Annotated in this window: 22 protein-coding genes, 4 tRNA genes and 1 pseudogene; 8 read left to right on the top strand and 19 right to left on the bottom strand. The window is 73.1% G+C overall.

Going from position 1 to position 26,596, the window contains the following annotated elements; all coding sequences use genetic code 11:
• Nucleotides 1-524: 524 nt before the first annotated feature.
• From ACZ6SQ_RS30705 to ACZ6SQ_RS30715, 3 genes and pseudogenes are all read left to right on the top strand, one after another.
• Nucleotides 525-1,031, top strand: a complete 507-nt coding sequence (locus ACZ6SQ_RS30705) for a MarR family winged helix-turn-helix transcriptional regulator (RefSeq protein WP_469567813.1) — start codon at nt 525-527, stop codon at nt 1,029-1,031.
• A gap of 85 nt (nt 1,032-1,116) precedes the next feature.
• A pseudogene (locus ACZ6SQ_RS30710) lies at nt 1,117-2,652 on the top strand (MDR family MFS transporter); the annotation flags it as partial.
• A 151-nt stretch (nt 2,653-2,803) separates the two neighbouring features.
• Complete coding sequence (locus tag ACZ6SQ_RS30715; protein ID WP_469567816.1) at nt 2,804-3,271, top strand: PPOX class F420-dependent oxidoreductase; 468 nt, start codon at nt 2,804-2,806, stop codon at nt 3,269-3,271.
• A gap of 126 nt (nt 3,272-3,397) precedes the next feature.
• Here ACZ6SQ_RS30715 and ACZ6SQ_RS30720 read toward each other — a convergent pair whose 3' ends face one another.
• The 6 genes from ACZ6SQ_RS30720 to ACZ6SQ_RS30745 all read right to left on the bottom strand — a co-directional run bounded on the left by ACZ6SQ_RS30720 (nt 3,398) and on the right by ACZ6SQ_RS30745 (nt 10,819).
• The gene (locus ACZ6SQ_RS30720) at nt 3,398-5,617 is read right to left on the bottom strand and encodes an ArnT family glycosyltransferase (RefSeq protein ID WP_469567818.1); all 2,220 of its coding nucleotides are present in this window, start codon (nt 5,615-5,617) and stop codon (nt 3,398-3,400) included.
• Nucleotides 5,614-6,888 carry a bifunctional glycosyltransferase family 2/GtrA family protein gene (locus ACZ6SQ_RS30725; protein WP_469567821.1) on the bottom strand — a complete coding sequence of 425 codons (1,275 nt, stop codon included), beginning with the start codon at nt 6,886-6,888 and terminating at the stop codon, nt 5,614-5,616. Before ACZ6SQ_RS30725 ends, ACZ6SQ_RS30720 begins: the two co-directional genes overlap by 4 nt.
• A 14-nt stretch (nt 6,889-6,902) precedes the next feature.
• Nucleotides 6,903-8,543, bottom strand: coding sequence for an ATP-binding protein (locus ACZ6SQ_RS30730; RefSeq protein WP_469567824.1), 1,641 nt, complete (start codon nt 8,541-8,543; stop codon nt 6,903-6,905).
• Nucleotides 8,540-9,280, bottom strand: a complete 741-nt coding sequence (locus tag ACZ6SQ_RS30735) for a response regulator transcription factor (RefSeq protein WP_469567827.1) — start codon at nt 9,278-9,280, stop codon at nt 8,540-8,542. Before ACZ6SQ_RS30735 ends, ACZ6SQ_RS30730 begins: the two co-directional genes overlap by 4 nt.
• A gap of 78 nt (nt 9,281-9,358) precedes the next feature.
• Nucleotides 9,359-9,838: an antibiotic biosynthesis monooxygenase family protein gene (locus ACZ6SQ_RS30740; protein WP_469567829.1), complete on the bottom strand. Its 480-nt coding sequence runs from the start codon at nt 9,836-9,838 to the stop codon at nt 9,359-9,361.
• Nucleotides 9,839-9,946: 108 nt separating this feature from the next.
• Nucleotides 9,947-10,819, bottom strand: coding sequence for a DUF2797 domain-containing protein (locus ACZ6SQ_RS30745; RefSeq protein ID WP_469567832.1), 873 nt, complete (start codon nt 10,817-10,819; stop codon nt 9,947-9,949).
• A gap of 110 nt (nt 10,820-10,929) precedes the next feature.
• Between ACZ6SQ_RS30745 and ACZ6SQ_RS30750 the strand changes: the two genes are divergently transcribed.
• Nucleotides 10,930-11,340 (top strand): hypothetical protein, encoded by a 411-nt coding sequence (locus ACZ6SQ_RS30750; RefSeq protein ID WP_469567834.1) that lies wholly within the window; start codon nt 10,930-10,932, stop codon nt 11,338-11,340.
• A 28-nt stretch (nt 11,341-11,368) separates the two neighbouring features.
• On the opposite strand, the gene ACZ6SQ_RS30755 is transcribed toward ACZ6SQ_RS30750, so the two are convergent.
• On the bottom strand, nt 11,369-15,628 hold the full coding sequence (locus ACZ6SQ_RS30755) for a PAS domain-containing protein (protein ID WP_469567837.1): 4,260 nt from the start codon (nt 15,626-15,628) through the stop codon (nt 11,369-11,371).
• 257 nt (nt 15,629-15,885) lie between these two features.
• On the bottom strand, nt 15,886-16,362 hold the full coding sequence (locus tag ACZ6SQ_RS30760) for an SSI family serine proteinase inhibitor (protein ID WP_469567840.1): 477 nt from the start codon (nt 16,360-16,362) through the stop codon (nt 15,886-15,888).
• A gap of 227 nt (nt 16,363-16,589) precedes the next feature.
• Here ACZ6SQ_RS30760 and ACZ6SQ_RS30765 point away from each other — a divergent pair.
• Nucleotides 16,590-16,680, top strand: a tRNA-Ser gene (locus tag ACZ6SQ_RS30765).
• A 553-nt stretch (nt 16,681-17,233) separates the two neighbouring features.
• Nucleotides 17,234-17,306, top strand: a tRNA-Arg gene (locus tag ACZ6SQ_RS30770).
• 61 nt (nt 17,307-17,367) lie between these two features.
• Here the strand turns inward: ACZ6SQ_RS30770 and ACZ6SQ_RS30775 are convergent.
• Nucleotides 17,368-17,628: a hypothetical protein gene (locus ACZ6SQ_RS30775; protein ID WP_469567843.1), complete on the bottom strand. Its 261-nt coding sequence runs from the start codon at nt 17,626-17,628 to the stop codon at nt 17,368-17,370.
• Nucleotides 17,625-17,897: a hypothetical protein gene (locus ACZ6SQ_RS30780; protein ID WP_469567847.1), complete on the bottom strand. Its 273-nt coding sequence runs from the start codon at nt 17,895-17,897 to the stop codon at nt 17,625-17,627. Before ACZ6SQ_RS30780 ends, ACZ6SQ_RS30775 begins: the two co-directional genes overlap by 4 nt.
• A gap of 146 nt (nt 17,898-18,043) precedes the next feature.
• Here ACZ6SQ_RS30780 and ACZ6SQ_RS30785 point away from each other — a divergent pair, with 146 nt between their 5' ends.
• Nucleotides 18,044-18,289 (top strand): GntR family transcriptional regulator, encoded by a 246-nt coding sequence (locus ACZ6SQ_RS30785; RefSeq protein ID WP_469567850.1) that lies wholly within the window; start codon nt 18,044-18,046, stop codon nt 18,287-18,289.
• A gap of 51 nt (nt 18,290-18,340) precedes the next feature.
• On the opposite strand, the gene ACZ6SQ_RS30790 is transcribed toward ACZ6SQ_RS30785, so the two are convergent.
• From ACZ6SQ_RS30790 to ACZ6SQ_RS30815, 6 genes are all read right to left on the bottom strand, one after another.
• A complete protein-coding gene (locus tag ACZ6SQ_RS30790; protein WP_469567853.1) occupies nt 18,341-20,020 on the bottom strand; it encodes a long-chain fatty acid--CoA ligase in 1,680 nt (559 codons plus the stop codon).
• Nucleotides 20,021-20,159: 139 nt separating this feature from the next.
• A complete protein-coding gene (locus ACZ6SQ_RS30795; protein WP_386385173.1) occupies nt 20,160-20,726 on the bottom strand; it encodes a SigE family RNA polymerase sigma factor in 567 nt (188 codons plus the stop codon).
• 182 nt (nt 20,727-20,908) lie between these two features.
• Nucleotides 20,909-22,057, bottom strand: coding sequence for a thiolase C-terminal domain-containing protein (locus ACZ6SQ_RS30800; RefSeq protein ID WP_469567856.1), 1,149 nt, complete (start codon nt 22,055-22,057; stop codon nt 20,909-20,911).
• Nucleotides 22,054-22,431, bottom strand: a complete 378-nt coding sequence (locus tag ACZ6SQ_RS30805) for a MaoC/PaaZ C-terminal domain-containing protein (RefSeq protein ID WP_469567859.1) — start codon at nt 22,429-22,431, stop codon at nt 22,054-22,056. Before ACZ6SQ_RS30805 ends, ACZ6SQ_RS30800 begins: the two co-directional genes overlap by 4 nt.
• A complete protein-coding gene (locus tag ACZ6SQ_RS30810; RefSeq protein ID WP_469567862.1) occupies nt 22,428-23,366 on the bottom strand; it encodes a bifunctional MaoC family dehydratase N-terminal/OB-fold nucleic acid binding domain-containing protein in 939 nt (312 codons plus the stop codon). Before ACZ6SQ_RS30810 ends, ACZ6SQ_RS30805 begins: the two co-directional genes overlap by 4 nt.
• 260 nt (nt 23,367-23,626) lie before the next feature.
• Nucleotides 23,627-23,953 carry a hypothetical protein gene (locus ACZ6SQ_RS30815; RefSeq protein WP_469567865.1) on the bottom strand — a complete coding sequence of 109 codons (327 nt, stop codon included), beginning with the start codon at nt 23,951-23,953 and terminating at the stop codon, nt 23,627-23,629.
• 399 nt (nt 23,954-24,352) lie between these two features.
• On the opposite strand from ACZ6SQ_RS30815, the gene ACZ6SQ_RS30820 reads away from it, so the two are divergent.
• The gene (locus tag ACZ6SQ_RS30820) at nt 24,353-25,222 is read left to right on the top strand and encodes a bifunctional DNA primase/polymerase (RefSeq protein ID WP_469567868.1); all 870 of its coding nucleotides are present in this window, start codon (nt 24,353-24,355) and stop codon (nt 25,220-25,222) included.
• A gap of 90 nt (nt 25,223-25,312) precedes the next feature.
• On the opposite strand, the gene ACZ6SQ_RS30825 is transcribed toward ACZ6SQ_RS30820, so the two are convergent.
• From ACZ6SQ_RS30825 to ACZ6SQ_RS30835, 3 genes are all read right to left on the bottom strand, one after another.
• Nucleotides 25,313-25,948 carry a hypothetical protein gene (locus ACZ6SQ_RS30825; protein ID WP_469567871.1) on the bottom strand — a complete coding sequence of 212 codons (636 nt, stop codon included), beginning with the start codon at nt 25,946-25,948 and terminating at the stop codon, nt 25,313-25,315.
• Between the two features lie 324 nt (nt 25,949-26,272).
• Nucleotides 26,273-26,347: transfer RNA gene (locus ACZ6SQ_RS30830), tRNA-Trp, on the bottom strand.
• Nucleotides 26,348-26,496: 149 nt separating this feature from the next.
• Nucleotides 26,497-26,583 (bottom strand) — tRNA-Ser (locus ACZ6SQ_RS30835).
• Nucleotides 26,584-26,596: the final 13 nt, after the last annotated feature.

Here is a 26,596-nt window from a genome sequence, read left to right on the forward strand (position 1 = left end):
CTATAGGGCGGTTCGCCGACGGGCGGTATGAGGGTCGTGCGAGGTGGGCTCCGGTTCGGTTCTGGGTGCGGGCTTGTGGGGGTTGGTCGCGCCCGCGCGGCGGAGCCGCATGTCGACACAGCCCCGCGCCCCTATAGGGCGGTTCGCCGACGGGCGGTATGAGGGTCGTGCGAGGTGGGCTCCGGTTCGGTTCTGGGTGCGGGCTTGTGGGGGTTGGTCGCGCCCGCGAGGCGGAGCCGCATGTCGACACAGCCCCACGCCCGTTTAGGGCGGTTTGCCGACGGGCGGTCTTGGGTCGTGTCACGTGGGCCTGGGTTCGGTGTCCGGGTGCGGGATTCGGTGGGGCTGGGCTCGCCGCTCCCCGCGCCCCTTTGGGGCGGTTTGCCGCTGGGCGGTGTGGGGGTGGGGGTTTTGCGGGTGGGTTACCTCGCTTTGCTTTGTTTTTGCGGTCTCGTGGGGGATTCGCTTGCCTGTGGCAACCATCTTTCCTTTATGGTTGCTCTAAGCAACAAAATGGAGGGGTCGTGGCCGAGCAGGGGCTGTACGAGGAACTGGCCCGCCAGCTCAGTGCCATCGGGGCCGTGAAACGGGGGCTCGCGCGGATCATGCCCGCGGAGTGTCCGTCCGGCTCGGCCGCGGTGCTGACGCTGCTTGACCGGTACGGGGACATGCGGATGAGCCGGCTCGCGGAGCTGCTCTCCGTGGACATGTCCGTGACCAGCAGGCATGTGGCCCATGTGGCCGCGCGCGGCTGGATCGAACGCTCCCCCGACCCGGCGGACAAGCGCTCACGCATCCTGCGGCTGAGCGCGGCGGGCCGCGAGCAGCTCGACGAGCTGTCCCGGCGGGCCTCGCGACTGCTGGCCACCCGGCTCGACGACTGGACCGACGACGAGGTCGGCCAGCTCATCCGGCTGATGACCCGGCTGCGCGACAGCTTCGGCGACTGCCGGGTTCGGGTGGCCGAAGACGCCGAGGCCGCCCGCCCCGACCTTTTCCAGACCACCCGTACACCCGCGGAAGCAAGCTAAGAGAAGGAAGTCCATGGCAACGACCACACCAGCCGGTGTGCGGGCCCACGCCAAGCACGGGGGAGGCTCCTCCGACGGCGCCGCGATGTCCCACCGCCAGATCATGGAGGCGCTCTCCGGGCTGCTGCTCGGCATGTTCGCCGCCATCCTGTCCTCGACCATCGTCTCCAACGCCCTGCCGGAGATCATCAAGGACCTCGGCGGCGGCCAGAGCGCCTACACCTGGGTCGTGACCGCGGCCCTGCTGTCGATGACCGCGTCCACCCCGCTGTGGGGCAAGCTGGCCGACCTGGTCAGCAAGAAGGCGCTGGTCCAGATAGCGCTGGTCATCTACATCCTCGGCTCGGTCGTCGCGGGCCTCGCGCAGAACTCCGGCATGCTGATCGGCGCCCGGGTGATCCAGGGCCTCGGCGCGGGCGGTCTGACCGCGCTGGCGCAGATCATCATGGCCGCGATGATCTCCCCGCGGGAGCGCGGACGTTACTCCGGCTACCTCGGCGCGACCTTCGCCGTCGCCACCGTCGGCGGCCCGCTCGTCGGCGGTGTCATCACCGACACCGAGTGGCTCGGCTGGCGCTGGTGCCTCTACGTGGGTGTGCCGTTCGCGCTGATCGCGCTGGTGGTGCTCCAGAAGACCCTGCACCTGCCGGAGACCCGCCGGAAGGTCAAGGTCGACTGGGCCGGCGCCTTCTTCATCACCGCCGCCGTCAGCCTGCTGCTGATCTGGGTCACCTTCGCGGACGACAAGTACGCCTGGCTGTCCTGGCAGACGTACGCGATGGTCGGTGGCGCGGTGGCGCTCGCGCTGGTCTTCCTGCTGATCGAGACCCGGGCCGCCGAGCCGATCATCCCGCTGCACCTGTTCCGCAACCGGACCATCACGCTGGCCTCGATCGCCTCGCTGTTCGTCGGCATCGCGATGTTCGCGGGCACGGTGTTCTTCAGCCAGTACTTCCAGCTGGCCCGGGACAAGTCCCCGACCATGTCGGGCGTCATGACGATCCCGATGATCGCGGGCCTGTTCGTCTCCTCCACGGTCTCCGGGCAGATCATCACGAGGACCGGCCGCTGGAAGGCGTGGCTGGTCAGCGGCGGTGTGCTGCTGACGGCGGGGATCGGCCTGCTCGGCACCATGCGCTACGACACCGACTACTGGAAGATCGCCGCGTTCATGGCGGTCCTGGGCCTCGGCGTCGGCATGATGATGCAGAACCTGGTCCTCTCCACGCAGAACCAGGTCGCCCCGCACGAACTCGGCGCCGCCAGCTCGGTCGTCACCTTCTTCCGCTCCCTGGGCGGCGCGGTGGGTGTCTCCGCTCTCGGTTCGGTGATGACCACCCGGATCACGCACTACGCCCAGGACACCATCGGGCAGCTGAGCCCCGAGCAGCAGGCGGCCGCCGCCAAGGCCGCGGGCTCCGGGCAGATCCCCGACATGGACCTGCTGCCCACGCCCGTCCGCGACTGGCTGGAGAGCGCCTACGGCCACGGCATCGCCGACGTCTTCCTCTACGTCACCCCGGTCGCCCTCCTCGCCTTCCTGGTGACCCTGTTCATCAAGGAGGTGCCGCTGCGCACCAGCGGGGCCCTGGCCCAGGCGGCCGCGGAGTCCGCCCCGGCGGGTCGTACGTCCTGATCGCCGTCGCCGACGGCTTCCAGCCCCGGACCGGTCCCGCTTCCGCGGTTCCGGTCCGGGGCCGTACGTACGACTCTCTTGGCGGGTCCCCGGCTCACGGCCGTGCGGGCCGTCGTGCCGCCCCTAGGCTGACGGCATGGCACCGAACATCGCGACCAACACCCGTGTCTCCCTGGACGAGTTGCTGGACTTCGTCCGGCCCCGGCACCGCGCGGTCCTGCTCACCCGGCGCGCCGACGGCAGCCCTCAGGGCTCTCCGCTGACCTGCGGTGTCGACGACTCGGGCCGGATCGTGGTCTCCACGTACCCGGAGCGCGCCAAGACCCGCAACGCCCAGCGCGACGAGCGGGTCAGCGTCATCGTGCTGAGCGACGAGTGGAACGGACCCTGGGTCCAGGTGGACGGCACCGCCGAGGTGATCGACACCCCGGACTCCGTCGAGCCGCTCGTGGAGTACTACCGCAACATCGCGGGGGAGCACCCGGACTGGGACGAGTACCGCGCGGCCATGGTGAAGCAGGGCAAGTCGATCATCCGGATCACTCCCGAGCGCTGGGGCCCGGTGGCCACCGGCGGCTTCCCGGCACGCCTGGTGGCGGAGTAGGCGTACGGCGGTCCGGGGCGGGGCGGCCGCGAGGAGGGGAAGCCCTTCTCGGCCCTCCTCGGCCGGTCGCCGGGCATGGGCGCACCCCGTGAAGACCCGCTCCACGGGGTGCGACCGGGCCGCGCGTCAGCTGTCACCCGCCTCCTGCGTGAGGTCGTAGAAGGTGGCCGAACCGGCCGTGACCTCCTTGAAGTTGGCCTGCACCCATGCGCTGATCTGGGAGGACGTGCTGGACTCGCCGCCACCGCCGGGGCCGGCGCCGCCGCCCGCTCCGCCGCCCGAGACGAAGTAGTGGATCTTCCCCTCCGCCACGTACTTCTTGAACTCGGCCAGGGTCGGGGACGGGTCGGTGCCGTTGAAGCCGCCGATCGCCATCACGGGTTCGCCGGTGGCGAGCTGGTAGCTGGCGGCGTTCTGGGCGCCGATGGCCGCGGCGGGCCAGGTGTACCGGTCGGCGTCGGTCTCCAGCAGCTTCTTGGCCTCGTCGTCGACCTCGGCGCCGTTGAGGAGGCCGCCCATGCCGCCGCGGCCGCCGCCCGTCGGGCCCTCGCCGCCGGTGCCGCCGGGGGTGGTGGGCAGGGCCTGGTTGTTCTGGCCGTTCCCGTTCTGGCCGTTCCCGTTCTGGCCGTTCCCGTTCTGCCCCTGGCCGTTCGGGCCGTTCTGGCCGCCCGGGAAGCCGCTGCCGAAGCCGCCTGTCGGGGGCATCTGGCCGCCCTGCGGGCCTCCCTGCTGGCCGCCCTGGCCGCCCTGCTGGTTCTGGCCTCCCTGGCCGGGGAAGGCGCCGCCGCCCGGGCCGCCGCCGGGCATCCCGCCGCCGAATCCGCCCCGGCCGCCCGAGACGGCCGGACCGGCCGTGACGATCGAGCCCGAGTGGCCCTCGCCCAGCGTGGTCAGCGTGTACGCCGTCGGCCCGGCGAGTGCGGCGACCAGCCCGAGGCCCAGCACGGCCCGGGTGAGCCCGGCACCGAGGCGGGTGACGAAGACCAGGCCCAGCGCGGCCGTCAGACCGCCGACCAGGACCACCCACTTCACCCACGGGTGGTAGTCGGCGGACCGGTTGAGCAGGACGTACCCCCAGGCCGCGGTCGCCGTCATCGCGCCCGCCAGGGTCAGCGAGGCCCAGGCCCGGCCGCGTTCCTCCCAGAGCACGACCGCGCCCATGCCGATCAGCGGCGCGACGTAGGGGGCGAGGGCGACCGTGTAGTACTCGTGGAAGATGCCCTGCATATAGCTGAAGACCACCATGGTGATCAGCAGCGAGCCGCCCCACAGGACGAACGCGGCGCGGGCGGTGTCGGTGCGCGGGGCCTTCCTGGTCAGCCAGAGCGCGGCGACCAGCAGGATCAGCGCGGCCGGGATCAGCCAGGAGATCTGGCCGCCGATGTTCGCGCCGAACATCCGGTCCCAGCCGGTCTCGCCCCAGCCGCCTCCGCCCCGGCCGCCGCCTCCGCCGCCGACGCTGCCGGTCTCCTCGCCGTTGATCCGGCCGAGGCCGTTGTAGCCGAAGGTCAGCTCCAGGAAGCTGTTGTTCTGCGAGCCGCCGATGTACGGCCGGGACGAGGCCGGCCACAGTTCGACGATCGCCACCCACCAGCCGCCCGCCACGACCATCGCGAGGCCGGCCAGCAGCACCTGGCCGATCCGCTTCCTCAGCGGCGCCGGGGCGAGCACCGCGTACGCGGCGGCCAGCACCGGCAGGATCAGGAACGCCTGGAGCGTCTTCACCAGGAAGGCCAGGCCGATCGCCACGCCCGCCCACAGCAGCCACCTGGTCCGCGCCTGCTCCAGCGCGCGCAGCGTGCAGTACACGGCGACGGCCATCAGCAGGGCGAGGGCCGCGTCGGGGTTGTTGAAGCGGAACATCAGCGCGGCGACCGGCGTCAGTGCGAACACCGCGACGGTGATCAGTCCGGCCGCGGCGGTGAAGCGGCGGCGGACGGCGGCGTAGAGCACGCCGGCGGTCGCCACGGCCATCAGGACCTGTGGGAACAGGATGGCGAAGGAGTTCAGGCCGAAGATCCGTACCGACAGCGCCATCGGCCACAGCGAGGCCGGGGGCTTGTCGACCGTGATGGCGTTGGCGGCGTCCAGCGACCCGAAGAACATCGCCTTCCAGGACTGGCTGCCGGCTTGTACGGCGGCGGAGTAGAAGGAGTTGGCGTAGCCGGAGGCCGTCAGGTTCCAGGTGTAGAGCGCCCCGATGACGAGGAGCGCGCCGAGGAAGGCAGGGCGGACCCAGTTCGGGTCCTCGGGGCGGCCGCGCCACAGTCGTCGCGGGAGAGGCGGCTTCGTCGCCGACGCGTCGGGCGGGGCCCACGCGGGGACATGGTCCAGCTGGGCAGTCATCGGGTTTCCCCCTGGTGGTCGTCGGTGGAGTACGGGCGGTCGGGGAACACCCACGCCCGGAAGAGCAGGAAGCGCAGCACGGTGGCCGCGAGGTTGGCGGCGATGAGGACCGCGAGTTCGGTGGAGTGCGCGGGGTCGCTGCCGGCCGCGTTCAGGGCCGCGAGGGACCCGCTGGTCAGGGCGAGGCCGATGCCGAACACGACCAGGCCCTGCGCCTGGTGCCGGACGGCCCCGCCGCGGCCGCGCACGCCGAAGGTGAGGCGCCGGTTGGCGGCCGTGTTGGCGACGGCGGACAGCAGCAGCGCGAGGGCGTTGGCGAGCTGTGAGCCGCTGAAGGCGCGGAAGCCGGTGTAGAGGAGGAGATACAGCAGCGTGGACAGGCCGCCGACCACGCAGAAGCCGAGGAGCTGCCGGGCCAGGCCGCGCGGGACGTCGGGCAGTTCGCGGTCGCGGGGGTCGTCGCCGAAGGGCCGGGTGAGCCGGTCCAGGGGCAGTGACCCGGTGGCGAGGGCCCTGCCGACGCGCAGGACGCCCTTGAGGTCGTCGGTGGCGGTCCTCACGATGTGGACCGTGGAGTCGGGGTCGTCGACCCAGTCGACCGGGACCTCGTGGATGCGCAGGCCCGCACGCTCGGCGAGCACCAGCAGCTCGGTGTCGAAGAACCAGCCGGTGTCCTCCACCAGCGGCAGCAGCACCCCGGCGACGTCCCGGCGGATCGCCTTGAACCCGCACTGGGCGTCGGAGAAGCGGGCCTGGAGCGAGCCGCGCAGGATGAGGTTGTAGGAGCGGCTGATGAACTCCCGCTTGGCCCCGCGCACCACACGCGAGCTGCGGCTGAGCCGGGAGCCGATGGCCAGGTCGGAGTGGCCGGAGATGAGCGGCGCGACCAGCGGCAGCAGCGCGTTCAGATCGGTGGACAGGTCCACGTCCATATAGGCGAGGACCGGGGCCTCGGACGCCGACCAGACGGCCCGCAGCGCCCGGCCGCGGCCCTTCTGCTCCAGACGCACCGAGCGCACCTCGGGAATCCGGTCCGCCAGCAGGCCCGCGACCTGCGGGGTGCTGTCGGTGGAGGCGTTGTCCGCGACGGTGATCCGGAAGGGGTAGGGGAAGGTGCGCGCGAGATGCTCGTACAGCCGCAGCACGCAGGGCCGGAGGTCCTTCTCCTCGTTGTAGACGGGGATCACTACGTCCAGGACCGGCGTGCCGGCGGTCACGGCCGGGAGGTGCTCCCGCGCCGGCAGGGTGCCGGGAGAAGAGTCGGTTCGCATGACGACGACATTCGTCAGACGCCCTGTTCCACCCATGTGCTGACGCTGTGCCGGGCCTGTGAGTCCCCTTGAAGTTTCATTTCGACGTGCATCTCGGCCTGTGGTGTCGTGGGCAGATGCACCGTGAACACGGTCCGTCCGGGCACGCTGTCCACGGTCACCGCGCCGCCGTGCGCACTCACCACGGCCTGCACGATGGCGAGGCCGAGACCGGTCGACCCGGAGGCGCGCGAGCGGGAGGAGTCGCCGCGCGCGAACCGTTCGAACACGTGCGGGAGCAGCGCGGGCGGGATGCCCGGCCCGTCGTCCCGCACGTCCACGCACAGCCAGGCCCCGGCGCGCCGGACGGCCGCGGTGACGGTCGTGCCGGGCGGGGTGTGGGTGCGGGCGTTGGCCAGCAGGTTGACCAGCACCTGTTGCAGGCGGGCGGCGTCGGCGGCCACCAGGGCGGGCTCGTCGGGCAGCTCGAGGCGCCAGCGGTGGTCGGGGCCGGCGGCGCGGGCGTCGCTGACGGTGTCCACCACGAGCGGGACGAGGTCGGTCTGCTCGAAGGACAGCGGCCGGCCCGCGTCCAGCCGGGCGAGCAGCAGCAGGTCCTCGACCAGCAGGGTCATCCGGCCCGCCTCGGACTCGATACGGCCGAGCGCGTGCCGGGTGTCGGGGCCGACCTGCTCACGGCCGCGCCGGGTGAGTTCGGCGTAGCCGCGGATGGAGGCGAGGGGGGTTCTCAGCTCATGGCTGGCGTCGGCGACGAACTGGCGTACCCGGGTCTCGCTCTCCTGGCGGGAGTGCAGGGCGCCGTGGACGTGGTCGAGCATGCGGTTGAGGGCGGCGCCCACCCGGCCGACCTCGGTGTGCGGGTCGCACTCCGACTCGGGCACGCGCTCGTCGAGGTTCACCTCGCCCGCGTGCAGGGGGAGTTCGGAGACGCGGGTGGCGGTGGCGGCGACCCTGCGCAGGGGGCGGGTGGCCACGCCCACGATGACCGTGCCGGCGATGCCCGCGGCGACGAGCGCGGCCGCCGTGACACTGGCCTCGATGAGAATCAGCGTGCCGAGGGTGCCGCTGACCTCCTCGGTCGGCAGGGCGACGTAGTAGCCGAGGCTGCCGTCCGCGCTGTCCGCGCCGGCGCGGTACTCGACCCGGTACTGGCCGAGGCCGGGCAGGTCGACGGTGTGCTGCTCGCCGTCCTGGGCGACGGAGTTGAGCGCGGACTGCTGGGCCTCGTCGAGGTCGCCGGCCTCCATGCCGCTGATGTCGGTGCTGTCGTCCGACTTCTCGCCGATCCGGGCGTCGGTGACGAGGCCGCCACGGACCTGGGCTATGACGGTGCCGGTGGGCTGCTGGGGGCCGCGCGTGACGAAGGCGTCGAGGTTGAGGGTGGTGTCCTTGAGGTCGGAGACGCCCTGGCCGGGCTCGTGGTCCGGATCGACGCCGGGCGGTTTGCCGAAGCCGCCGGCGCGTGCCGCGGCCTCGCGGAGCTGCCCGTCGAGCTGTTCGTACAGATGGGAGCGCAGGGCGAGCGTGGTGACCGTGCCGATCACCGCGCAGACGACGGCGATCAGGGTCACGGAGGCGACGACGAGCCGCGTCCGCAGGGTGCGCGGCTGTCCTGCCCGGCGCCGCCGCGGACGCGTCCGCCGCCGCCCGGTCATGACGCGGCGGGCTTGATCAGATAGCCGGCCCCGCGCCGGGTGTGGATCATCGGCTCCCGCCCGGCGTCGATCTTGCGGCGCAGGTAGGAGATGTACAGCTCGACGACGTTGGCCTGCCCGCCGAAGTCGTACGACCAGACGCGGTCGAGTATCTGGGCCTTGCTGAGCACGCGGCGGGGGTTGCGCATCAGGAAGCGGAGCAGTTCGAACTCTGTGGCGGTGAGGTGGATGCCGTGCCCGCCCCGGGTCACCTCGTGGCTGTCCTCGTCGAGGGTGAGGTCGCCGACGACGAGGACGGAGTCGGAACGGCGGTCGGCCGCGCCGGAGCGCCGGATGAGCCCGCGCAGCCGGGCGACGACCTCCTCCAGGGAGAACGGCTTGGTGACGTAGTCGTCCCCGCCCGCGGTGAGCCCGGCGATCCGGTCCTCGACGGCGTCCTTGGCGGTCAGGAAGAGCACCGGGACGTCCGGCAGCTCGCGCCGCAGCCGGCCGAGGACGGCCAGACCGTCCATGTCGGGCAGCATCATGTCGAGCACGACCGCGTCGGGCCGGAACTCCCGCGCGGTGCGGACGGCTCCCTGGCCGTCCCCCGCGCTTCTGATCTGCCACCCCTCGTAGCGCAGGGCCATGGACAGCAGCTCGGTGATCGACTGCTCGTCGTCCACCACCAGCACGCGGACGGGGCTCCCGTCCGGCCTCAGCAGTTCGGTGCGCCCCTGGGGCGAGGTCGTGGTCATGCTGGACACCATGTCGGTGTCCTCTGAGAACACGCTTTCCGGTAGCTGTGAATTCCCTTAGAAACCCACAGGCGGTTCTCAGGAGTTGGACGGGAGACGCACAGGCGCCGGGGCGTCGGGTGCGTGGGAGACGGGCGCCTGGGTTGCGGGTGCCTCAGGGGCGAGCGCGTGGCTGACGGGTGTGCTGCGGGGTGTCCGCTCGAAAGCGCGGCTGTGCTCCACCCGGGCGATGTGCAGGGTGTACCGCTCGTACCAGTTCTCCCTCCCCCGCTCCTTGGCGGCCCGGTGCGCGGCGTCCGCCCGCCAGCGCTCGATGCCGGCCAGGTCCCTGAAGTACGCGACGGTGATCCCGAGCCCGCCCTCGGTACGCGCCGCGTCCTCCCCGAGGAACCCGGGTATCTCCCGTACGAGTTCCCCCATCCGCTCGGCGGTCTCGGCGTATCCGTCGTCCCCGGGGGTCCGTACGGACGTGAAGATGGCGGCGTAGTAAGGGGGTTCGTAGGCGGCGACAGGGGTGACAGCAGGGGTGACGACAGGAGTGACGGTGTCTTCGCTCATGAACGTCACGATGCCTGGAGGCGGCCCCGGTGATCCAGGGACCTTGCCGAAAGGGATCCGTGCGGGATCCAACTCTTTACCTTCGCGGCGCTGTTGGCCGCCCACCGCTCAGAACAGCTCGTCCTGCTGATGCGGGGAGGACTTGAACTCCTTGACCGGAAAGGACAGTTCGACAGGGTCCGTGACGACGCCGAGGTCCCAGCCCGTCATCAGTCTCGTGTCCAGCACGACGACGCCCCGGCCGGTCGACAGATGCAGATCGGGGCCGGCGGAGGAGGTCAGGGTGCCGCTGAGCGCGCCGCCGGGGACCAGCCGGGCGATCTCGCCGAGGGCGGGCGGCGCGTCCCGCAGGCCGAAGACCTCCAAGTGGTCGACGGGGTCGAAGGGCGCGCGGGCCAGCGACTCCGGCCACTCGGGCAGTGCCAGCGCACGGGCGTGCAGCCCGCCGATCTCGGCGGACCGCTCGGCCCGGCTCGCCGGGAGCAGGGCACGAACGGCACGCTTCTCGGCGTAGGGGACACGGTCCGGCACGCGCAGGGCCGCCCTCAGCAGCTCCTCCGTGCGCCGGGCGGCCATCAGCGGACCCGAGCCGAGCCAGCTGAAGGAGACGGCCCCCTGCTCCAGCAGCCGCGCGGAGCCGCGCTCCAGAGCCGTGATCCCGACCTTCGTCATGCCGGGGCCGAACCACGCCAGATACACGTGGTACGGCCGGGGGTCGTCCGCGAGCGTGTCCGCGGCCACGGAGTGCGCCCGGTCCAGCCGCGCGCACTCATCGCACCGCGCGCCGGTACTGCGCCCCGACACCACCGCCCCCAGCGGACAGGCGTGCCCCCTGGCCCCGACGCACCCCCGCTCACCCCCCTCTACGGCGAACGCGACCCGCTTCCCCCACTCCAGCGCACTGCGCCGCCCGCCGCCCCACACGAGCACCGGTCCGTCCGCCGACCACCGCAGCCCCGAGCACTTCCACGCCTGTCCCATCACTCGTGAGGGTAGACACCACCACTGACAACACCCCGCGCACGTACTCGGGCCGCATCTGAGTACCCGCACCCTGTTCCGCCCCTCCCCCCGGGCGGCACGCTTGAGGCATGGAGAGACGACGAGCGGAACGCGCGCGGGAACTGACGGTGGGTCTCGTGCTGGCGGGGGTGGCCGTGGGGGCCTGGGCGGGGTGGCTGGGGTGGGACCAGCAGCGCGATGTGCACCCCGACGGCTCGACGACCGGCCCCTACGAGGCATGGCAGGTGATCGGCCTGGTGCTGACCCTGGTGGGCCCGCTGTGCTGGGCGGCCTGGCGGCGGCACACCGACGCGGCGGTCGCGGGCGTCCCGCTGGGCCTGGCCTTCGCCGCCTACGTCGACTGGTCGGACGACGCCAGCGGCCTCTACATGGTCGGCGTGGTGACACTCCTGCTGGGCAGCCTGGCCACTACGGCGGCGGTCACCGCGGTGACGGCCGGGATCGGACGGGTGACGGCACTTCGCGGGAACAGGGCCTAAGCCCTCAGGGCGTGCGTCGGACCTCGCCCTAGTTCGTCCCGATGCGGGCCAGCAGGTCGACGATCCGGTCCTGGACCTCGTCGCTCGTGGAGCGCTCGGCGAGGAAGAGAACCGTCTCGCCGGACGCCAGCCGCGGCAGGTCCGCGGGGTCGACCGCGGCCGTGTAGACGACCAGCGGAGTCCGGTTGAGCTGTCCGTTCGCGCGCAGCCAGTCCACGATCCCGGCCTGGTGCCGGAGCACCTGCGTCAGGTCCATCACCACGAGGTTCGGGCGCAGCTGACCGGCCAGCGTGACCGCGTCCGCGTCGCTCGCGGCCCGTGCCACCTGCATACCGCGCCGCTCCAGCGTCGCCGTCAGCGCCAGCGCGATCTCCGCGTGCTCCTCGATCAGCAGCACCCGGGGCGGGTGCTGCTCGCTGTCGCGCGGTGCCAGCGCCTTGAACAGGACGGCGGGGTCGGCGCCGTACGCCTCCTCGCGCGTGGCCTGTCCCAGCCCGGCCGTCACCATGACCGGAACCTCGGCGGCGACGGCGGCCTGCCGCAGCGACTGGAGTGCCGTACGGGTGATCGGCCCGGTCAGCGGGTCCACGAACAGCGCGGCCGGGAACGCGGCGATCTGCGCGTCCACCTCCTCGCGCGAGTGCACGACGACCGGTCGGTAGCCGCGGTCGCTCAGCGCCTGCTGGGTCGCCACGTCCGGCGCCGGCCACACCAGCAGCCGACGGGGGTTGTCCAGCGGCTCGGGCGGCAGCTCGTCGTCCATCGGCTGCGGGCGCGGTGTGTCGGCGACCTCGACGGCACCGCCCGGACCGTCCAGCGGCTCGGGTCCCTCGGCGGCGTTCTCGTCGGGCGCCCCTATGGCGTACGACCGTCCGGCGCCCTCGGACGCCTGCGGGACCGGCAGCGGCTGGCCCGCGGCCGGGACGGGCTGGGCGGCCAGGGCCGGCTGCTCGGCGGTCGGGTGGGGGCGTGCCGCCTGCTCGGGGCGTGCGGCGGTCTGCTCGGGGCGCCCGGCCGGGTCCGGGGGCGTGCCGAGCTTGCGGCGCCGTCCGGAACCGTTCGGGCTGCCCGGAAGGGGCGTGGCCGTCGGGAGCGGCTGCTGCACCTGCTCCGCCTGGCGGGTGAACGGCACGCCCTGTCCCAGGGTGCGCACGCTTATGGCACGGCCCTGGGTGGAGTTCGGGTCCAGCGGCGCGGCGGCCTCGGCGGGCAGCGGCAGCGCGCCCGTCTGGTGCGGGGCGGGCGTCCTGGCCGCGGGCGCGGCCTGGGCCGGGGTGCCCGCCGCCGGAGTGCCCGCCGCAGGGGTGGCCTGGGTGGCCGGAGCCTCGGCGGGGAGCGGGGCGGCGGCCGGGAGCGGCTGGGCCGGGGTCTGCCCGAGGGCGGGGTTCTGCGCGGGCACCTGCCGGCCGGCCGCCTGCGCCGGGACGGGCTGGGCCTGCGCGAGCTGGACGCCCTGGCCGTGGGTGCCCGGGGCGGGCAGCGGCTGGGCAGGGGGCAGCGGGGTGCCGTGACCGGGAGTGCCGTGCGCGGGGACGCCCTGCGCCGGGGTCGTCCGGGCGGCGGCCGGGACCGGCTCGCCGTGCGTGCCCTGCGCCGGGACGGTGACCTGGCCCGTGGTGCTGTCGGTCCGGCCGGGGACGGCCTGCGCGGGCGCGCCCTCGGCGGACGGCTGCTGGGCCACGGCCCGGCGGCGGCGTCCGGTGGGCGCGGTGGTGGGGTGCGGCTGCGGCGGGGTGTGGTCGTCGGCCTGGCCGTGCGCGGGTGTCTCCTGCCGGCCGGAGTGGTCGCCGGACGGCCCGGCGCCGGGCGGACCCTGGGCCGGGACGGGCATCGCCGCGGGCACCTGGGCGGGGACCGGCGCGGCGGCCGGGAGCGCCATGGCGGCGGGTACCGCCGCGCCCTGGGCGGCGGCCTCCTCCGCGTCGGCGGGCCGGTCGGCCTCGGCCGGCGGCAGCGCGAACACGGTCCGGGGAGCGGCCTCCTGCGCGTCGGCCCGTTCCTGCGCGGCGGCGAGGGCACGGCGACGGCGGCCGGTGGGCTGCTGGGCCCCGGCGGGTTCCAGCGCGGCAGCCCCCGACGGCTGGGCCGGCTCGGAGGCGACCGCGGGCAGGGCGGGCGGCAGCGCGTGCGGCTCGGCGGCACGACGGGCCCGCCGCCCGGCGGGCTGCGCCTCGCCGGCGGGCACGCCCTGCGGCGGCACGGCCGGGCCCAGGCCGTTCCCGGCCGCCGCGGTGCCCGCGGCGTGCTCGGCGGCGGTCACGACGGCGCCCTCGGAGACGCCACCGGGCAGGGCGGGAAGCAGCCCGCCCTCGGCCTCGGCGGTGCCGTCGCCCGCGTTGTCCGCGGAGCGCCCGCGACGACGGCCGGTGCCCCCGGAGGCCTCAGCGGTCTCGACGGGAGCCGGCTGCTGCGGTTCGTCGTCCCCGGCGGCCGCGCGGCGGCGGCGCCGCCCGGTCGGCGTGCCGGACTCGGCCTCGGCCTCGGCGCCCGCCGTTTCGGGGGCGTCCGGGACCTCGCTCTCCAGGAAGGCGTCGACGGAGGACCGCCGGGCCCGCCGCCGCCCGCCGCCGGACGTCTGCTGCGCCGCGGCGGGAGCGGCCTGCGGCGCCTGCGCGGCGACCGCGCCCGCGCCGCTGCCGATCGGCACCTCCAGGACGTACGCGCTGCCGCTCATGCCCGGCACCTCGTGCGTCTGGAGGACACCGCCGTGGGCCCGCACGATGCCGCGCACGACCGGCTCGTGCACCGGGTCTCCCCCGGCGTACGGTCCGCGCACCTCGATGCGGACGACCTCGCCGCGCTGGGCGGCGGCCACGACGACGGTGTTGTCCATGTAGCCGCCCGCGGACACGGGCGCGTTGCCTGTGGCGTCGACGCCCGCGACATCGGCGACCAGGTGCGCCAGCGCGGTGGCCAGCAGGGCCGCGTCGACCTCGGCCTCGATCGGCGGCGCGTGCACGGCGAACTGCACCCGCCCGGGACCGATCAGCTCGACGGCCCCGTCGACCCCGGCGGCCACGACGGAGTCGAGCATCACCTTCGTACGGGACACCTCCGCGGCGCCCGCGTCCAGGCGCTGGTAGCCGAGGACGTTGTCGATGAGGGTGGTGATGCGGGAGTAGCCCGCGGAGAGGTGGTGCAGGACCTGGTTGGCCTCGGGCCACAGCTGTCCCGCGTCGTCGGCGGCGAGCGCGGCCAGCTCGCGGCGCAGCTGGTCCAGCGGGCCGCGCAGGGACTGCCCGAGCAGCGTCTGCAGCTGCTCGTGCCGGGCGGCGAGGGCCTCGTAGCGGTCCTTCTCGCGCTCGGCGAGGGCGGCGTACCGGTCCTCGCCGGCCGCCAGCTCCTCCTGGTGGGCCTCGGTCAGCTCCTCCACCTCGGTCACGTGCTTCTGGCGCAGCGCGGTGAGGTCGGAGGCGTGCTCCTCGGACAGCCGCTCCAGCTCGTCGGCGTGCGCCTGGTCGCCGGCGGCCTTCTCGTCGGCGAGGACGTCGTACGGGCGGCGGTCGGCGAAGGTCATCACGGCGCCGACGAGCTGGTCGCCGTCGCGCACGGGGGCGGTGGTGAGGTCGACCGAGACCTTGTCCCCCGGCTTGGACCACAGCACCTGCCCGCGCACCCGGTGCTTGCGCCCCGAGCGCAGGGTGTCGGCGAGCGGCGACTCGTCGTACGGGAAGGGCGAGCCGTCGGCGCGCGAGTGCAGGACGAGGGTGTGCAGCTCCTTGCCGCCCAGGTCGCTGGCGCGGTAGCCGAGGATCTGCGCGGCGGCCGGGTTGACCAGGACGATCCGGCCGTCGGTGTCGGTGCCGACGACGCCCTCGGACGCGGCCCGCAGGATCATCTCGGTCTGCCGCTGCGAGCGGGCGAGCTCGGCCTCGGTGTCGATGGTGCCGGTCAGGTCGCGGACGACCAGCATCAGCAGCTCGTCGGCGGCGTAGCCGTGGCTGTCGTAGGCCTGCTGGCCGTTCTCCAGGTTGGCGCTGGTGACCTCGACCGGGAACTCGGAGCCGTCGGTGCGGCGGGCCGCCATCCGGGTGGGCCGGGTGCGGGCGCGCGGGTCGACGTGGTCCGGGCGGCGCATGGAGCCGGGAATCAGCTTGGAGTCGAACTCCGGGAGGAGATCCAGCAGCCCGCGCCCGACGAGTGCCGTACCGGGCGCCTCGAACGCCTCCAGCGCGATGGTGTTCGCGTTGACGACGGTCCCGTTGGCGTTGACCAGGAGCAACGCATCGGGAAGGGCGTCGAGTATGGCTGCGAGGCGAGCAGCGCCTCGGGATGGCCTGCTGCTCACGAGACGCTTCCTCCCTGTTACCGCACCTTGCCAACCGCTCGGGCCATCTTGCCAACGGGCCCGCGGGGTGTCACGCGAGGGAGTCTAAGGGCTGCGGTTGTGCTCGCGGCGCCCGATGCGAGACACATCGCACTCCCCGGGGAGGGCGGGCGCGGGGCCGCTACGGCACCGGCACCGCGCCTCCACCCGGCCTCTACAGGGCCGCCGCACGGCCACGGGCTTCCGCGGCCGTGCGGCCCGAGCACGGCCGCGGTCGGTCAGCCGCCGGCGGCGGGCAGCAGCGGGACGAACCGGTCCCAGCGTTCGATCTCACAGCCGTTGCTGCGGTCGAACCGCGCGTCGACGGGCCGCCCCGCCCAGGTGCCCGTGACATGGGCGGTGGCGGGACCGCCGTACAGCATCGTGCAGAAGCTGTCGCCGGGCACGGGCGCGAAGGGGTCCTCGCCCCAGTGGGTGTTGCGGTCCAGCGCCGCGCAGGCGGCGGCCGGGTCGGGGTGGCTGCCGCGGCCGGGGTGGCAGTCGAGCTCGTACGTCCGGGCCGCCCGCTCCGGCCCCTCCAGGACGGTGACGGTGAGGTGGTCGGGCCGGTCCTCGTGACGCACCGGGGGCGGCACCCTCGGTGACGGTGCGGCGGGGGCGGCGGAGGACGTGGGGGACAGCGGGCCGAGCGCGGCCAGCGAGAGACCGGCGGCGACGGCGAACCGCCGCAGGGCGCGGGAGGAGACGTAGGACATGCCCTGCCCAACGCGCCGGGGCGGCGTACGTTGCGCGGCGGGCGGTGAGGGCGCGCGACCTGGCGGGCGGTGAAGGCGCGCGACCTGCGGACACCCGGCGTGTTCCCACCGGAAGCCCTTTGCCCTGCGGGCCGCCCGCCTAGTACCGTGGGAGCCGATTGGTGACACGACGCTCGACTGTGTCATCATCTGCACGCAGCGTTCGCGCTCGCGCGAGTGGTTGTGCTGGAGGCGTCGCCTAGTCCGGTCTATGGCGCCGCACTGCTAATGCGGTTTGGGTCTTAAAGCCCATCGAGGGTTCAAATCCCTCCGCCTCCGCTCTGTGCTCAGGGAGTTCAGCCGATGACCGGCTGAACTCCCTGAGTCGTTTCCGGGAGTCGTTTCCGGGCCGGGCGGTCCCTCGCCGGGGGCGGGATCACACGTCGGGGCGGGCCGAGCTGATCGCGTTCTTGAAGGTGGCGGAGGCGTCGCCGACGTACCCGGCCGGGACGCAGCCGACGATGCCTGTGCAGTCGGCGCCGGTGTGCACGGTCCACTCGTGTGGGCAGTGTGATCGCCCAGGAGCGCGGGCCGGGATCTGCCCATGGTGCGAGGGGACGGCCGACCGGCCGCGGACCGGGAGTCAGGTTGCCCGATCCGGCGCCCGTTCACCCGCCCTCGCGAAACTCTGTGACCCCAGTCACGAACGCACCGAATCGGCCCGCCGAACCCCTCCCCCACGGCCCCGGCCCGCACTCGCCCGAATCGGCGTTTTCGCAGCTCAGAAGGGGTTTACTTAATGGATTTCACATGTCGGCGGCAGTCATGTAATGTTCTTCCTGTCGCCGCGAACGGGCCGAAAGGGCCGGAAGCGAAGACGAAAACAGAACAAGCACTCGTAGCTTAACGGATAGAGCATCTGACTACGGATCAGAAGGTTGCAGGTTCGAATCCTGCCGAGTGCACATCGTTCAAAGGCCCCCAAGGGATCATCCTTGGGGGCCTTTGACGTCGGTTCAGCGGACATCAACGCGGGCGGAAGCCCGGCTCGACCCCGGCGCACTCGCCGAGTGCCGCGTACAAAGCCGGTACGAAGGCGGCGAGTTCGGCGTCGGAGGCCTGGCCGGCGTCCAGTACGGCGCCGACGACCGCCAGCAGCGCCGCCGCGGAGCGCTGGGCGTGGGTGTCGGCGAGGGCGTCGAGGTAGCCGCCGGGGCGGGTGACCGCGTAGGCCTCCTTGCCGGTGGCCGGATCGACACCGAGGCTGCGCAGTCGCGAGGCGCTCACGCGGCGACCTCCAGCGGAACGGCGTAGTCCTGCCCCATCGTCGCCAGTACGGCAGCCCGCCGCCGCGCCCGCTGAAGGCGCAGTTCGCGTTCCGACGCGGCGAGGCATGGACGGACCAGGGGGTGGCTGTCCATGAAGACGACGTCCTGGAGCGGCGGGGCGGGGCGGGGGCCGGCGGTGGACGGAGCCTCCGGCAGCGGGACTTCGGCGCGGTGCGCTCCGCTCGGAGGCAGGAGGAATCGGAGGAGTGCCATCAGTAGGCTGCGCATAGGTCGACTCCAGTTCAGTCGGCTCAGCCCCGGCGTGGAAGCTCCACCTTCCCGCCGGGGCGTTTCTTTGTCCGCGTTCACAATACCGTGGATAACTGCGGATAACCACGGATGCGCGGATTGCCGTGGTCACCCACGCTGAACTGATGGACCTCGACCGCACACGCCCCCTGTGGCGACAGATCGCCGCGGAGATCATCCGGCGCATCGAGAGCGGAACCTACCCGCCGGGCAGCCGTGTGCCGTCCACCTTGGAGATCGCGCAGGAGTTCGGCGTGGTGAACGCGACCGCGGCCAAGGCCATGCGGCATGTGCGGGAAGCGGGATGGACGCGGGGCGAAGTCGGGCTGGGAACGTTCGTCAGCGACCCCCTCCCGCGCTCCCCCTCATGACGAACAGCCCCTGATGCAAGGCACCGGGGGCTGTCGCGCCGTACGGCCGCGTCAGGCGAGGTTCGTGACGTCCAGGGCGCCGTCGGCGTACTGGCGGCGCAGGACCTTCTTGTCGAACTTGCCCACGGAGGTCTTGGGCACGGACTCGATCAGGGTCCAGCGCTCGGGGAGCTGCCACTTGGCGATGCCGCGCTGGTCGGCGAGGAAGGTGCGCAGGGACTCGAAGTCCGCGGTGGAGCCCTCCTTCAGCACGACCGTGGCCAGCGGACGCTCGCCCCACTTGTCGTCCGGGACGGCGACGACCGCGGCCTCGGCGACGTCCGGGTGGGCCATCAGGGCGTTCTCCAGCTCCACCGAGGAGATCCACTCGCCGCCGGACTTGATGACGTCCTTGGCGCGGTCGGTGAGGGTGAGGAAGCCCTCGGGGGAGATGGTGCCGACGTCACCCGTCTTCAGCCAGCCGTCCTCGCTGAACTTGTCGGCGGGGCGCAGGGGTTCGGAGTCGGAGCCGTTGTAGTAGGCGCCGGCGATCCACGGGCCGCGGACCTCCAGCTCGCCCGCGGACTCGCCGTCCCAGGGCAGGCGCTCGCCGCCGGGGCCGGTCAGCCGGGCCTCGACGCTGGTGGGGAAGCGGCCCTGGGTGAGGCGGTAGCCGAACTCGTCCTCGGTGCCGACCGCGTGGGCCGGCGGGCGGGCGACCGTGCCGAGCGGGGAGGTCTCCGTCATGCCCCAGGCGTGGCAGACGCGCATGCCGAGCCGGTCGAAGGCCTCCATGAGGGCGGGCGGACAGGCCGAGCCGCCGATGGTGACCTGGCCGAGGTGGCTGACCTCGCGCGGGCGGGCGGTCAGCTCCGCCAGCAGGCCCTGCCAGATCGTGGGGACGGCCGCCGCGTGGGTCGGCTTCTCCTTCTCGATCATCTCGGCGAGCGGGGCGGGCTGCAGGAAGCGGTCGGGCATCAGCATGTTGACGCCGGTCATGAAGGTGGCGTGCGGCAGACCCCAGGCGTTGACGTGGAACTGGGGGACCACGACCAGGGAGGTGTCGTGGTCGGTCAGGCCCATCGACTCGGTCATGTTGACCTGCATGGAGTGAAGGTAGATCGACCGGTGGGAGTAGACGACGCCCTTGGGGTCGCCGGTCGTGCCGGAGGTGTAGCACATGGCGGCGGCCTGGCGCTCGTCCAGCTCCGGCCAGTCGTAGGAGGTCGGCTTGCCCGCGATCAGGTCCTCGTACTCGTGGACCTGCACGGCGGCGCCGTCCAGCAGGGAGCGGTCGCCGGGGCCCGACACGACCACGTGCTCCAGCGGCTTGAGGTGCGGCAGCACCGGAGCCAGCAGCGGCAGCAGGGAGCCGTTGACCACGACGACCCGGTCGGCCGCGTGCTGGACGATCCAGATCAGCTGCTCGGCGGGCAGCCGCAGGTTCAGGGTGTGCAGGACCGCGCCCATCGAGGGGATCGCGAAGTACGCCTCCACGTGCTCGGCGTTGTTCCACATCAGCGTCGCGACCCGGTCGTCGCCGCTCACGCCGAGGTCGTCGCGCAGCGCGTGCGCGAGCTGCGCCGCGCGGGCGCCGATCTCCGCGTAGCTGCGGCGCTGCGGTTCCGCTTCGCCGGTCCAGGTCGTCACCTGCGACGTCCCGTGGATCGTCGATCCATGGGCCAGGATCCTGGAGATCAACAGCGGTACGTCCTGCATGGTGCTCAGCACGGCGTCCTCCCGGGGCGACATTGCCTACGCGGCGGTAAGGGGTGCGCTGATTCTGCTCACATACCGCGCGGTATGTCACTAGGGAGTAATGATCGATCAGGTGACGTTCGGCACCCGGACGTCCCGGAGCCGGGTCCGGGAAGGCTCCGTCAGCCGCCCGTCAGCGGACAAATCCCAGCTCGGAGTCCTCGCGCAGCTTGCCCAGCGCCCGGGACACCGCCGATTTCACCGTGCCCACCGACACGCCGAGAACCTGGGCCGTCTGGGCCTCGCTGAGGTCCTCGTAGTACCGCAGGACGACCATCGCCCGCTGGCGGTCGGGCAGCTTCATGACCGCCCGCCACATCGCGTCGCGCAGCGCCTGCCGCTCGGCGGTGTCGGTCTCGGCGGGCAGCGGCTCCGGCTCGGGCAGCTCCTCGCAGGAGAACTCGTCGACCTTGCGCTTGCGCCACTGCGAGGTGCGGGTGTTCACCAGGGCGCGCCGGACGTAGCCGTCCAGCGCGCGGTGGTCCTCGATCCGCTCCCAGGCGACGTACGTCTTCGTGAGGGCGGTCTGGAGCAGGTCCTCGGCGTCGTTCGGGTTGGACGTCAGCGACCGCGCGGTGCGCAGCAGCACCGGCCGGCGGGCCCTGACGTAGGAGGAGAACGACGGGTACGTCGCGTACGGCAGCGCCCGCCTCGCCGGTCCGGCGGACTCCGGGGCGCTGGTGCAGACGAGTGTGGTCATGTGCTCAACGCTAGGGACGGAGCGGCACCCGCGGATCGGCCCCAGGGACCGAAGCGCGGTCCCCCTCAGGTTGTAGTGGTGGGGCTGACTGCACCTCCTGTAGGTGGACCGGGGGTGGAGAGGTAGTACGGGGTGGGTCAGGGTCCACCCCGACCCCAGGGGGCTGTGCGCGGCGCCGGGGCTCAGCCGTCCGCCGCCAGGACCAGGCCCGAGGTCGGCACCCCCGTCCCCGCCGTGACCAGCACCCGTTCCGCGCCCGGCACCTGGTTCACCGCGGTTCCGCGCAGCTGGCGGACCGCCTCGGCGACACCGTTCATGCCATGCAGATACGCCTCGCCGAGCTGGCCCCCGTGGGTGTTCAGCGGCAGCCGCCCCTCGGCGACAAGGGCGGGGGCCTCGCCCGGCCCGCAGAACCCGTACGCCTCCAGTTGCATCAGCACGAACGGGGTGAAGTGGTCGTAGAGGATGCCCACGTCGATGTCGTCCGGACCTAGCCCCGCTCCTCGCCACAGCCGCCGGGCGACGACCCTGGCCTCCTCCAGTACGGCCGGATCGCCGCGGTGGAAGCCGGTCATCTGCTCCTGGCCCCGGCCCGCGCCCTGGGCCGCCGCGGCGATCACGGCCGGCGGGCGGGGCAGATCGCGGGCGCGCTCGACGGAGGTGACGACCAGGGCCTGGCCGCCGTCGGTCTCCTGGCAGCAGTCGAGGAGCCGCAGCGGCTCGGCGATCCAGCGCGAGGCGGCGTGTTCGGCGAGGGTGATGGGCCGCCCGTGGAAGTGCGCGGCCGGGTTGGCCGCCGCGTACCGGCGGGCCGCGACGGCCACGTGCCCGAAGACCTCGGGGGTCAGCCCGTGCACATGGAGATAGCGGCGCGCGGCCATCGCCACCCAGGAGGCCGGCGTGAGCAGCCCGGCCGGCATCACCCAGCCCAGCGCGACGCCCTCCGCGGTCGGCTCACGGTGGCGCACCCCCGCGCCGAAACGGCGGCCGGAGCGCTCGTTGAAGGCGCGGTAGCAGACCACGACCTCGGCCGCGCCCGTGGCGACGGCCATCGCCGCCTGCTGCACGGTCGCGCAGGCCGCGCCGCCGCCGTAGTGCACCCGGGAGAAGAAGGACAGCTCGCCGATACCGCAGGCCTGGGCCACGGTGATCTCGGGGCTGGTGTCCATGGTGAAGGTGACCATGCCGTCCACGTCGGCGGGGGTGAGCCCGGCGTCCGCGAGCGCGGCCCGCACCGCCTCGGCGGCCAGCCGCAGCTCGCTGCGCCCGGAGTCCTTGGAGAACTCGGTCGCGCCGATCCCGGCGATCGCGGCCCTCGCACGAGCGCTCACCAGGTCACCTCCGCCGTGGCCGTGACATGGCGCCCGACGGCGTTGTCCCCGGTCACCCGGACGACGGCACGGCGGCCGTCGCACTCCTCGACCGTGCCGGCCAGCAGCAGGGTGTCGCCGGGATGGCTGGGCGCACCGAGCCGCAGGGCGAGCCGCCGCAGCACGCAGGAGGGTCCGAAGGCGTCGGTGACATAGCGGCCGACCAGGCCGTTCGTGGTGAGGATGTTCATGAAGACGTCGGGGGCGCCGCCGCGCCGGGCGGCCTCGGGGTCGTGGTGGACGTCCTGGTAGTCGCGCGAGGCGATGGCCCCGGCCACGATCAGCGTCCGGGTCACCTCGATCTCCAGCGGCGGCAGCCGGTCCCCGGCCCTCATCCGCCCGACTCCTCGGCCCGGAACACCGGCACGGTCAACTCCTCGTCGCAGCGCAGGAACTCCAGCCGCACCGGCATGCCGACGCGCACCTTGTCGTACGGCACCCCGACCACGTTCGCGACGATCCGCACACCCTCGGCGAGCTCGATCAGGCCGACGGCGTAGGGCCCCGGCGGGCCGGGCGCGGTGAAGGCCGGGAAGGGCGGGTGGTGCATCACCACGTACGAGAAGACGGTCCCGGTCCCGGCCGCCCGGACGGTGTCCCAGTCCGCCGAGCCGCAGTCGGGGCAGCCCGGCAGCCAGGGGAAACGCGGCCGCCGGCAGTCCGTGCACCGCTGGACGAGCAGTTCGTGGCGGTCGACGCCCTCCCAGTACCCGGCGTTGTCGCGGCCCACTACCGGACGCGGGCGGCGCTCGCTGGGGCGGTCGGAGCCGCGGGGGTCGCGGACCGGGCGGCTCGGGGCGTACTTGAGGACGCGGAAGCGGTGGACGCCCGCGAGCAGGCCCGCCACGCGGAGTTCGGTGCGGGTGGTGACGAACCAACCGTTGCCCAGCCGGGTCGACTTGGGGCCGGTCACCGACTCGACGACCGTGTCGAAGGTGACGGTGTCGCCGACCCGCAGCGGGCGTACGTACTCCTGCTCGCAGTCGGTCGCGACGACCGAGGTGCAGCCGGCCTCGTCGAGCAGGGTGAGGAGGTCGTGGTAGGCGTCGGTGCGCCGGTCGTGGCCGCTGAGTCCGCCCATCGTCCACACCTGGAGCATCGCGGGCGGGGCGACGGCGCCGGTGCCGGTGTAGGCGGGGTGGGTGTCGCCGAGGGCCTCGCACCAGTGGCGGATCATCGCGGCGTCGACGGGGTCCTTGCCGGTGGCCTCGGAGACGGCGGGCAGCCCCTCGAAGGCCTTCAGCCGCGCGGCCAGGTCGTCGTCGGACACGGCACACCTCCTTCGGGCTTCGGGCCGTACGTACGACAGTTTCTGACTGTCCGTCAGGTCGAGGGGAGTGTCAAGAACGAGACCGTCGTACGTACAGCCCGACGCCACGCCACCGGGGACACGGCTGTGCGGCGGTGCCCGGGAGCACCGCCGCACAGTCGCTGCCACACCCCATGGAGAGCCCGCCGCAGGGGAGTCGAGGGGCCGGCGCCCGAGGCGCGCGGGCGCCGGCCGCTCATCTCACGCCCGCAGCGGTGACCTCACCACCACAGCGGTCCGAAGCCGACGGCGACGTTGCTGTTGCCCTGGTTGACCGCGGTGAAGGCCGAATCGTCGACCTGCGCGGTGTTGGACTGGTTCGAGGCGCCGGAGCCGATGGCCTGCTGCTGTGTCGTGGACGAGTTGCCGCTGTTGTCGCCCCCGACCCCGCTGCCGACGATGCCCTGGAACGCGTTGGTGACGGCCGCGCTGGATCCGTTGTCCGCGAAGGCGCCGTTGTCCGCCGCCGCGACGCCGGTGAAGAGGGCGGCCGCGAGCGGCAGGGCGGAGACGGCGGCGATGACGCGGGCGGTACCGATGCTTGCCATGTGTCTTTTCCTCCAGAACCAGGTACGCACGGGCCCCCTCGGCCGCGTGCGTGACGTACACGAGGTACGTGAAGTACGGCTTTCACCAGGGCAGTCGGCCGACCGCCCCGACGCTGTGCACGACGTCGCGACTCCAGAGTTGCCCAGCGGATCACCCGCGAACCACCCCGGAAGCCCCGATTCGCCCTCAAGCGTGATGACAAGTCGATAAACCCCTCTCCGCACCCTTACCGGGCGAGAAGGAGCAGGTCAGGGCCATTCGTGTGACACACGATCAACGGAACCCAAGGAGCACGAGAGGGGAAGCGTTCCAGCGCGTTTCCGGCCATTGACCGCCCGCCGGGCGCGCCGCGCCGGACCCCTCTTCCTTTCTTCGAACATTCGTACGAACATGGAGGCATGGCCACCACCGACCGGCAGGCCACCACGCTGGCCCTCGCACACGCGCTGTCGGCCGCGGAACGCGGACTGGCAGTCATCCCCCTGTCCCGCGCCAAGCTCCCGGCCCTGCGCTCCCCCCACCGCAACGACCCTCCCGGCCTACCGCCCTGCCGCGGCGAGTGCGGCCGCTTCGGCCACGGCGTGTACGACGCGTCCACCGAACCGGCGCGCATCCGCGAGATGTTCGCCGCCGCGCCCTGGGCCACCGGCTACGGCATCGCCTGCGGGCTGCCCCCGCACCACCTCATCGGCGTCGACCTGGACACCAAGTCCGGCACGGACTCCTCGGCGGCGCTGCGCGAACTGGCCCTGCGGCATCTGTTCACGATCCCGCCGACGGTCGTCGTGCAGACCCCCTCCGGCGGCCGTCACCTGTGGCTCAGCGGCCCGCCGGACGTGGTCGTCCCCAACTCGGCCGGCCGCCTCGCCCCCGGCATCGACATCCGGGGCGCGGGCGGCTATCTCGTCGGCCCCGGCTCCCGCACCGACCACGGCGTCTACGCCACCGCCCCCGGCAGCGGCCATCTGCCCCCGGCGCCCTGTCCCGTGGCTCTCCTGCGACTGCTGCTGCCGCCCCCGCGCAGGCAGGTCCAGACGACCGCGGGCGGCAGCCACGGCCAGGGCCTGATCCAGTTCGTCCTGGCCGCGCATCCGGGGCAGCGCAACACCCGGCTGTTCTGGGCGGCCTGCCGGGCCTACGAGAACGGCATCGCGGGGGAGTTGGCCGACGCGCTGGTGGAGGCGGCGTCCGCGACCGGGCTGACCGAACGGGAGGCCCGGGCGACGATCGCGTCGGCGGAGCGGATGACGGGGAGGGGCGGGGGATGAGGGGGTGAGCGGGGAGTCCGCAGGCCTGTGGGGCGCGGCGAGCCGGGTCCCACCGCGCCCCACGGACTCGCGGACTCCCCGGCCGATCCGCTACGGCGTGAAGACCTCGTCCAGGCGGTGGACGGCACCGTCGTCACCGGTCTCGTACTTGAAGACGAGGCCGGAGTCCGGGTGGGCGTCGAGCCAGTCGAGCAGCTCCTGGACGCCGATCCGCTGGTTCTCGGTGCTCTCCACGATCGGGTTGGTCGCGGTGATGTACGCGCCCTGGTCCATGGCCCAGCGGGACTCCTCGCCGGAGCCCACGAAGGGAGCGCCGTCGGTGTCGGGCTCGCCGCAGCCCCAGGCGCCGTGCTGGACGATCAGGTTCACCTTGTCGGTGACGCCGTCGATCTCCTCCCAGCCGTACAGGGCGAACTCGTCGGGGTCGTAGTCGTCGGGGTTCGGCGGCGCGGTGACGCAGTCGGCGGCGGGCTCGGCGCCCGGCTCCTCGGAGGGCGGGGCGGACGCGCCTCCCTTTCCGCCCTCCTCGGGCGCGGAGGCGGTGGGCTCGGCGCCGTCGGCCGACGCGCTCGGCTTCCCCGCGGGGGCCGAGGTCGCGGGGGTCGCGCTCGCGTCGCCCCCGACGGCCTTGGCCTCGTCGCCCTTGCATCCCGTCAGCGCGGCACTCAGCGCCACGGCCGCGAGCGCGACGGCGACGGATCTGCGACGGCGTTGGGTGTTCATCATCTCGTCCCCCTGTTCCGCACGGCCCGAACCGGCCGTGACCGATGGTCGGGGGGACCGTAGCAACGGCGTTGACCAGGCGCGATACAGAAACCCCTTACGTCACCGTTCCGGGACACGTCCGTCACCCGCCGCGGAAGGAGCGACGGGGCGGTGACGGGGCGCGGCCCGGACGCGCGGGACGTCAGCCCCTGGGCCGCTGCTGCGCGTGCGCGGCTTTGCGGACGCGGTGCCTGGAGGAGACTTGGCCGACCAGTTCCCAGAAGCACCCGCCCGGGCAGCTGGGGTGAGTGGTGGGTCGAGGTGGGGGTGTGACGGCCCGGAAGGCAGAACCGGCCGGATTCGAACCGGCGTCCTCGCGATTTTGGAGACCGCGCGCGACGACCTCTGCGCTACGGCTCCGCCCGTCCGTCATCCTATGGACGCCGATGGGGCCCGTGCCCCTGCCGTGCCCGCTCGGACAGGAACTGACGGGGAGCCACGGTGATGGGCAGACAGCCTGCAAGAGAACTGCCCCCGACCGGTTGACCCGGTCAGGGGCAGTTCTCTTGCGGAGGCGGTGGGATTTGAACCCACGGTGACATCGCTGCCACGACGGTTTTCAAGACCGTTCCCTTCGGCCGCTCGGGCACGCCTCCCCGCGTCGCCCAC

The organism is Streptomyces sp. NPDC048600, from assembly GCF_055587025.1.